This window comes from Spongiibacter sp., from assembly GCF_041602295.1.
Classification (GTDB): domain Bacteria; phylum Pseudomonadota; class Gammaproteobacteria; order Pseudomonadales; family Spongiibacteraceae; genus Spongiibacter.
Genome location: NZ_JBFIGO010000116.1, coordinates 1 through 7,665, shown reverse-complemented (window position 1 = coordinate 7,665; position 7,665 = coordinate 1). Strand labels below are relative to the sequence as shown.

Annotated in this window: 6 protein-coding genes; 5 read left to right on the top strand and 1 reads right to left on the bottom strand. The window is 62.7% G+C overall.

The window, feature by feature from the left end:
• Together glnE and ABYM29_RS13765 are read left to right on the top strand one after the other, a co-directional pair.
• The coding region (gene glnE, locus ABYM29_RS13770) for a bifunctional [glutamate--ammonia ligase]-adenylyl-L-tyrosine phosphorylase/[glutamate--ammonia-ligase] adenylyltransferase (RefSeq protein ID WP_372865354.1) at positions 1-2,586 on the top strand (2,586 nt) is incomplete at its 5' end.
• Positions 2,587-2,619: 33 nt separating this feature from the next.
• Complete coding sequence (locus tag ABYM29_RS13765) at positions 2,620-3,546, top strand: branched-chain amino acid transaminase (RefSeq protein WP_372865352.1); 927 nt, start codon at positions 2,620-2,622, stop codon at positions 3,544-3,546.
• A 30-nt stretch (positions 3,547-3,576) separates the two neighbouring features.
• Here the strand turns inward: ABYM29_RS13765 and ABYM29_RS13760 are convergent, their stop codons facing one another.
• Positions 3,577-3,963, bottom strand: a complete 387-nt coding sequence (locus ABYM29_RS13760; RefSeq protein ID WP_372865351.1) for a hypothetical protein — start codon at positions 3,961-3,963, stop codon at positions 3,577-3,579.
• A 251-nt stretch (positions 3,964-4,214) separates the two neighbouring features.
• Between ABYM29_RS13760 and ABYM29_RS13755 the strand changes: the two genes are divergently transcribed.
• Genes ABYM29_RS13755 through ABYM29_RS13745 form a run of 3 tightly spaced genes read left to right on the top strand, consistent with a single transcriptional unit; the run spans position 4,215 to position 7,322 of the window.
• A complete protein-coding gene (locus ABYM29_RS13755) occupies positions 4,215-5,537 on the top strand; it encodes a glycosyltransferase family 4 protein (protein WP_372865350.1) in 1,323 nt (440 codons plus the stop codon).
• A complete protein-coding gene (locus ABYM29_RS13750; RefSeq protein WP_372865349.1) occupies positions 5,524-6,237 on the top strand; it encodes a methyltransferase domain-containing protein in 714 nt (237 codons plus the stop codon). The genes ABYM29_RS13755 and ABYM29_RS13750 overlap by 14 nt, the downstream gene beginning before the upstream one ends.
• Entirely contained in the window at positions 6,234-7,322 is a 1,089-nt protein-coding gene (locus tag ABYM29_RS13745; protein WP_372865348.1) for a prenyltransferase, read from the top strand. The genes ABYM29_RS13750 and ABYM29_RS13745 overlap by 4 nt, the downstream gene beginning before the upstream one ends.
• Positions 7,323-7,665: the final 343 nt, after the last annotated feature.

The window sequence follows — 7,665 nt, the reverse complement described above, 5'->3', positions numbered from 1 at the left end:
CTGGCCGCAGTGCTGCGTCAATTCCGCTACCGGCACTGGCTGCGCATTGTCTGGCGCGACCTCAACCGCCTGGCCGATATGCCGGCCACCGCCGCCGAGTTGTCGGCGTTGGCCGATGTCTGCGTGCAGCAGGCGCTGGCGCTGCTGCACCGGCAATTGTGCGCCGAGTGGGGGCAGCCCCAGTCGCCCGAGGGCGTGGCCCAGCAGCTTACGGTCATCGCCATGGGCAAGCTCGGCGCCGGTGAGCTGAATCTGTCGTCGGATATCGACCTGATGTTCAGCTACCCCGAGGCCGGCAAAACCGTCGGTGGCCCCCGCAGCGTCGACAATCAGGAGTTTTTTATTCGCCTCGGTCAGCGGCTGATCAAGGCCCTGGATGCTCGCACCGCCGACGGCTTTGTGTTTCGTGTGGATATGCGCCTGCGGCCCTATGGCCAGAGCGGGCCGCTGGTGGTCAGCTTTGACGCCATGGAGGAGTACTACCAGGATCAGGGCCGCGACTGGGAGCGCTATGCGCTGATCAAGGCGCGCTGCATCGCCGGCGACGAGGCAGCTAACGCCGAATTGATGTCGCGCCTGCGGCCCTTTGTCTACCGCCGCTATCTGGATTTTTCCGCCATTGATTCACTGCGCGACATGAAGGCGCTGATTCAGCGCGAGGTGGCGCGACGCAGCCTGCAGCACAATATTAAACTCGGCGCTGGCGGCATTCGCGAGATCGAGTTTATCGCCCAGTGTTTTCAGTTGATTCGCGGTGGCCACGAACCCAGTCTGCAGCAGCGCCCGCTGCGCAGCATTCTCGACGAGTTGCGCGACATGGAGTTGCTGCCGACGGCGGTGGTGGCCGAACTGCAGGCCGCCAATATCTTTCTGCGCAATACCGAGCACGCCATCCAGGCCTGGCGCGACGAGCAGAGCCAGCAGCTGCCCGACGCCCCGGCACCCCAGGCGGCGCTGGCGCTGAGTATGGGTTTCGACAACTGGCAGGCGTTCAGCGCCGCGCTGGCCGAGCACCGCCAGCGGGTCGACGAGCATTTTGGCAATGTCATTGCCGCCCCGGAAGAAGAGGGCAGGGGTGACCGCGCCGCCATCCAACACTGGCAGGCGTTGCTGGCCGATGGCGACGGCGAGCGACTGAGCGAAAAGCTGGTCAGCAGTGGCTTTAGCGATGCTGAAGAAGTGTCGCGGCGCTTGCTGGCGCTGCTGGGCAGCGCCAATGTGCTGCGCATGCAGGGCAGTGCTCGCGAGCGGCTGGATGACTTTTTGCCACTGCTGCTGGAGCAGGTGCAGCAGGCGGAAGACAGCGGCCGGGCTTTTTTGCGACTGATTCCGCTGATCGAGTCGGTGCTGCGCCGCACCGCCTATTTAGTGCTGCTGATGGAAAACCCGGCGGCGCTGCGCCAGCTGGTGCGGCTCTGCGATGCCAGCCCCTGGGTGTCGCGGCAGCTGGCCGCCCACCCGGTGCTGCTCGACGAGCTGCTCGACGCCAATAGCCTGTACTCGGTGCCCGACAAAGACGGCCTGCGCAGCGAGCTGCGCCAGCGCCTGTTGCGCATTGCCGAAGACGACCTGGAAGCGCAAATGGAGGCGCTGCGCTATTTCCGCCTGGCCCATGTGCTCAAGGTAGCCGCCTCGGAAATCACCGGCAGCCTGCCGCTGATGAAGGTCAGCGACTACCTGACCTTTATCGCCGAGGTTGTGATGGAGGCGGTGGTGGATATTGCCTGGCACAACCTGGTGGAAAAACACGGCAGCCCCTGCGGCGAAGACCCGCGCCGCCACTTTGTGGTGCTCGGCTACGGCAAAATGGGCGGTATCGAGCTGGGTTACAGCTCCGACCTCGACCTGGTGTTTTTGCACGATGTGCCGGCCGGGCGCAGCACCGACGGCGAGCGCCCGCTGGACGGCAATATGTTTTACACCCGCCTCGGTCAGCGCATTATTCACATCCTCACCACCCACACTCGCCTCGGCCAGCTCTACGAGGTGGATATGCGGCTGCGGCCGTCGGGCAACTCCGGCCTGCTGGTCAGCTCGTTTTCGGCGTTCCGCGACTACCAGCGCGGCCAGGCCTGGACCTGGGAACACCAGGCGCTGGTGCGGGCCAGAGTGGTGGCCGGCGATGAGGTGCTGGCGGAGAAATTTGCCGAGTTGCGCGCCGATGTTTTGGCCACGCCGCGCGAGGCTGCCAAGCTGGGCAGTGACGTGCGGGACATGCGCGAAAAAATGCGCAAGCACCTGTTGCCCGCTGGCGGTGAAAAAAACGGCGAATTTGACCTCAAACAGGGGCTGGGAGGTATCGTTGATATCGAATTTATGGTGCAATACGCCGTTTTAGCCTGGTCGCACAAGCACCCGCCGCTGCATTACCACACCGACAATATTCGGATCCTGGAATCCCTGCAACAACAGGGCTTGATTCCCGAGGCCGATACCCAGGCCTTAATCGAGGCCTATATTGCGTTTCGCAGTCAGTCCCACCGGGCTAGCTTGCAGGAACAGCAGGGCCGACTCAGTGGCGACAGCTTGGTTGCCGAGCGCGATGCGGTGCGTCGCATCTGGCAGCAGCTGCTCGGCGAACAGTGAGCGCATAACAGTAATTTTCAGGAGACGACGACAATGTCGATGGCCGATCGCGATGGTCTAATTTGGTTTGACGGCGAAATGGTGCCCTGGCGCGATGCCCGTGTACACGTGCTGACCCACACCCTGCACTACGGCATGGGCGTGTTTGAGGGCGTGCGCGCCTACCACGCCGGTGACCGCGGCACCTGCATTTTCCGCCTGCAGGAGCACACCGACCGCCTGTTCCGCTCCGCCCATATCATGAATATGGACATGCCCTTCGACAAAGACGTGATCAACGAAGCGCAGCGTCAGGTGGTGCGGGATAACAACCTCGACGAAGCCTATTTGCGGCCGATGGTGTTTTTGGGGTCAGAGGGCATGGGCCTGCGCGCCGACAACCTGCGTACCCACGTGATTGTTGCCGCCTGGGACTGGCCCAGCTATATGAGCCCCGAGGCCCGCGACAAGGGCATCAAGGTGCGCTGCAGCTCCTACACTCGCCACCATGTGAACATCTCCATGTGCAAGGCCAAGGCCAACGGTCACTACATCAACTCCATGCTGGCGCTGCGCGAAGCGCTGGACAGCGGCTGCGAAGAGGCATTGCTGCTGGACAACGAAGGCTATGTGGCCGAGGGCAGCGGCGAGAATATCTTTATTATTCGCGACGGCAAGCTCTACACCCCCGAGCTGACCAGCTGCCTGGACGGTATTACCCGCAACACCATTTTTGCCTTCTGCGAAGAGCTGGGCCTGGAAGTGGAAGAGAAGCGCATCACCCGCGACGAAGTCTATATCGCCGATGAGGCCTTCTTCACCGGCACCGCCGCTGAAGTGCTGCCGATTCGCGAACTGGACGGCCGCAAGATTGGCAGCGGCGTGCGCGGCCCGATCACCACCGAGCTGCAAAGCCGCTACTTCGACCAGGTCAAAGGTCGTCGTCAGCAATTTGCCGAGTGGCTGACCCCGGTCGCCTAAGCGCCGTTATCGAGCCGCCGCTCTGGCGGCTCAGGCGCCGTCTTTGGCTGGCGCCGTGTAGCGGCACTCGCCGCGAATTTTCAAGGCATTCAACACCGCGTACTGCTCCAGGGTGATATAGCCCAGTGGGCAGTATTCCTGCAGCCGGCTGTCGCGACTGAGCAGCCGCTGCGCCTGCTTGAGCAGCTCGTCGTCGGATTTTTCCCGGGGCTGGGGGCGGTTGGCGTCCACGCTGTGGCGAATCGGTTTAGCCGGTGGCAACTCGACACGCAGCTGGTATTCAAACAACTTCAGGCCGCCATCGCGGGGCAGCGGTGTAAACAGGCCGCGGTCGCTGGACTTGGCGGGCTGGCCGCTGCAGGCCGCCAGCAGCGTGCAAAGGCCGATCACGGCGGCTGAAAATTTTCGCATCTTCATGGTTTTCCTAGCATTTTTGCCTGTTTCAGCAGTGTAACATGACAAAGTGGTAATCACCGCGAGGCGCCGCGATTGGGGCCGCCGGTGGATTTATCCACAAGCGATGGTTAGAATCCGTTCACTCATGCGGCGTCACGCCCCGCAATAGCTGAGGCTGCCCGCGCCCCACGTGCCGACCCCATGTAACTTTGGCCGTGGCGCAGTACCGCCGGGCAAGACCGACACAATCCTAACAAACAGCGAAAACGGCTATGTCATCAGACCCAACCGCGCTAGCCCAGTCCGTCGTTGCGGCGACCGGGTCGGCCCAAGTCATTCCTATCGAAGAGGCTCGCCCCCAGCGCCGCCTGCATATCTGCCTGCTGGGCTACCGCAGTGCGCCCTTTGGCGGCGGCCAGGGTATCTACCTCAAATACCTCAGCAAGGCGCTGGTGGACGCCGGCCACCAGGTCGACGTGATCTCCGGTCAGCCCTACCCCCATCTCGACCCGCGGGTAAAGCTGATCAAAATGCCGGGCATGAACCTGTTTGAAACCGGCCTCGCTTCGATCCGTCCCCACCACTTGAGTTCCCTGACCAATATTATCGAGTGGACCAGCAAGCTCAGCGGCGGCTTTGCCGAGCCCTACTGCTTTGGTCGCCGGGTGGTTAAATACCTCAAGCGCCACGGCCGTCACTACGACATTGTTCACGACAACCAGAGCCTCAGCTTTGGCATGCTCAAGCTGCAAAAGCTCGGCTTTCCGCTGGTCACCACCATTCACCACCCGATCACCAGCGACCTGAAAATTGCCCTCAAGGCGGCCAACAGCTTTAGCGAGCGGCTGATGATCCGCCGCTGGCACAGCTTTATTCAAATGCAGCGCATGGTGGCGCCGCAGCTGCACCATGTGGTCACCGTGTCCGAGCGCTCGCGCGAAGACATCGCCGCCGCCTTTGGCATGCAGCCCGCCGCCATCCACCTGGTGCACTGCGGCATCGACACCGAGGAGTTCAAGCCACTGCCCGGGGTGAAGAAAATCCCCCGCCGGCTAATGGCCACGGTGTCGGCCGATGCGCCGCTCAAGGGCATGAGCTACCTGTTTGAAGCGGTGGCCAAATTGCTGCCACGCTACCCCGACCTGCAGCTGTTAATGGTGGGTAAAATTCGCGAGGGCGGCGAGGCCGAGGCGCTGATCGACAAGCTCGGCCTGCACCAGCACATCGCCACTGCCTCGGGCATTAGCACCGAGCAGCTGGTGCAGTATTACAACGAGGCCGAAGTGGCCGTGGTGCCCTCGGTCTACGAAGGCTTTGGTCTGCCCGCCGGCGAGGCCATGGCCTGCGGCACCGCACTGGTGTCCACCACCGGCGGCGCGCTGCCCGAAGTCACCGGCGACGCCGCCCTGCAAGTGCCGGTGCGCGACAGCGACGCGCTGGCCGACGGCATCGACGCGCTGCTGAGCGACGCCGAGATGCGCAACGAACTGGCCCGCGCCGGCCGCGCGCGAATGGAAGAATTGTTCTGCTGGAGCCGCGCGGCCCAGCAGATGCTGGACTACTACGAGCAGGTACTACGCAGTGAAAACGGTTGATTTCAAACACTTTAAACTTCAGCCCGGCGACCGCCTGCTGGACCTGGGCTGCGGCGAAGGCCGCCATGTGATCTCCGCCTATGTGGAGGGTGAAATCACCGCCGTCGGTGTCGATCTCTGCCTCAAAGACCTGCAAACCGCCCAGCAGCGCGCCGCCGACTTTGTCGACGCCGGCGACGAGCGCCGCGCCCTGGGGCTGGCCAATGCCGACGCCATGAACCTGCCCTTTGCCGACAACAGCTTCGACAAAATCATCTGCTCAGAGGTGCTCGAGCACATTCCCGACTACCAGGCGGTGCTCAAGGAAATCGAGCGCATCCTCAAGCCCGGCGGCCTGTTTTGCGCCAGCGTGCCGCGCGCCTGGCCAGAGAAAATCTGCTGGGCACTGAGCGACGCCTACCACCAGGTCGAGGGCGGCCACCTGCGCATTTTCAAGGCCAATGAGCTGCGCAAGCAAATTCAGAATCTCGGCTTTCGCTTTTACCGCCGCCACTGGGCCCACGCCCTGCACTCGCCCTACTGGTGGCTGAAGTGCGCCTTCTGGGAACAAGACGACAACCCGCTGGTAAAAAGCTATCACAAGCTGCTGGTCTGGGACCTGATGGACCGGCCGTGGATCACTCGCACGGTGGAGCGCAGCCTCAACCCGGTGATGGGCAAATCGGTAGTCATGTACTTTGAAAAAGGGCAGGCGGCATGAGCGGACTGTTTCTCAGCAAGGGGCTGTACCCGGAAGAATTCTTTCGTCCCACGGTCGACTTCCTGCTGCGCGAACAGCAGAGCGACGGCAGCATTCCCTGGTTTGACGGCGGCCACGCCGACCCCTGGGACCATGTTGAATCAGCCATGGGGCTGAGCATTGGCGGCGAATACGACGCCGCCGAGCGCGCCTACCTGTGGCTGCGCGACAGCCAGCTGGCCGACGGCAGTTGGTGGGCCGCCTACCGCGGCGGCGAGATCGACAACCGCGAGCGCCGCGAAACCAATTTTGTCGCCTATGTCGCCACCGGCGTGTGGCACCACTACCTGATCAGTCAGCGCCGCGACTTCCTCAGTGTTATGTGGCCGTGCATTCAGCGCGCCATCAACTTTGTGGTCGGCCAGCAAAGCGCCCACGGCGAAATTAACTGGGCGGTTAATGCCGACGGCGAGTCGATGGAAGACGCGCTGATCACCGGCTGCGCCTCAATTTATAAAAGTTTGGAATGCGCCTGGAATATCTCCGTGGTGCTGGGCCAGCCCCGCGAAGAGTGGCGCGAGGCGCGCCAGCGCCTCGGCGATGCCATGCGCAACAAGCCCCAGCGCTTCGACCGCACCTGGGAAAGCAAGGCCCGCTACTCCATGGACTGGTTCTACCCGGTACTCACCGGGGTGATTCCGCCCAGCAAGGGCAGCGCCCACCTGCAAAAGCGCTGGGACGAATTTGTTGAAAACGGTCTGGGTTGTCGCTGCGTGTCCGACGAGCCCTGGGTGACCGTGGCCGAATCCTGCGAACTGACCATGGCCCTGCTGGCCGCCGGCGACCACGCCCGCGCGGTCAACGTGTACAGCTGGCTGCACCAGTGGCGCGAGAGCAACGGCGAATACTGGACCGGTTACCAAATGGTCGAAGACCTGCTGTGGCCAGACGAGCGCCCCACCTGGACGGCGGCCGCCATTTTGCTGGCGGCTGATGCGCTGACCGAGCACACCCCAGCCCACCACCTGTTTAAAGAGGTGCGCTTGCTGGAGGCCGAGGCTGAAGTGGAAGTTGAGGCGGCGGAGCGGTATACCAGCGGGCGGTAAAATTGCCGCGTCACCGGGCGCTGAGGGAATAGCGCGGTTCTTGTTTTTATCTTTTTCGTTAATAGCGTTTTTCGGCTGGCTTGGGTTTCGCCCTTGCTGGGCGACTTACTTCTTTTTGTGTGAAAAAGAAGTAAGCAAGAAAAGCACACCCCCGCATCACTGTCGTCGGCTAGTCGCCGCCGATCCCCTGCGCGCGGCGCGGCCAGTACGGGCGCTGCGGAACTCGCCTGCCGGCTCAAACAGTCCTCGCGCAATTCCCGCACTGGCCGCGCCGTGCTCGGCAGTGCTGAGGGGGATCTTAGTCCGTGCCAACCCAAAGCTGGGTTAAAAACACTTGCGTCAT

Bases quoted from the DNA above. Each gene is read 5' to 3' on its own strand.
- ABYM29_RS13755 (WP_372865350.1), top strand. From the start codon at position 4,215: ATGTCATCAGACCCAACCGCGCTAGCCCAGTCCGTCGTTGCGGCGACC.
- ABYM29_RS13765 (WP_372865352.1), top strand. From the start codon at position 2,620: ATGTCGATGGCCGATCGCGATGGTCTAATTTGGTTTGACGGCGAAATG.
- ABYM29_RS13760 (WP_372865351.1), bottom strand. From the start codon at position 3,963: ATGAAGATGCGAAAATTTTCAGCCGCCGTGATCGGCCTTTGCACGCTG.
- ABYM29_RS13745 (WP_372865348.1), top strand. From the start codon at position 6,234: ATGAGCGGACTGTTTCTCAGCAAGGGGCTGTACCCGGAAGAATTCTTT.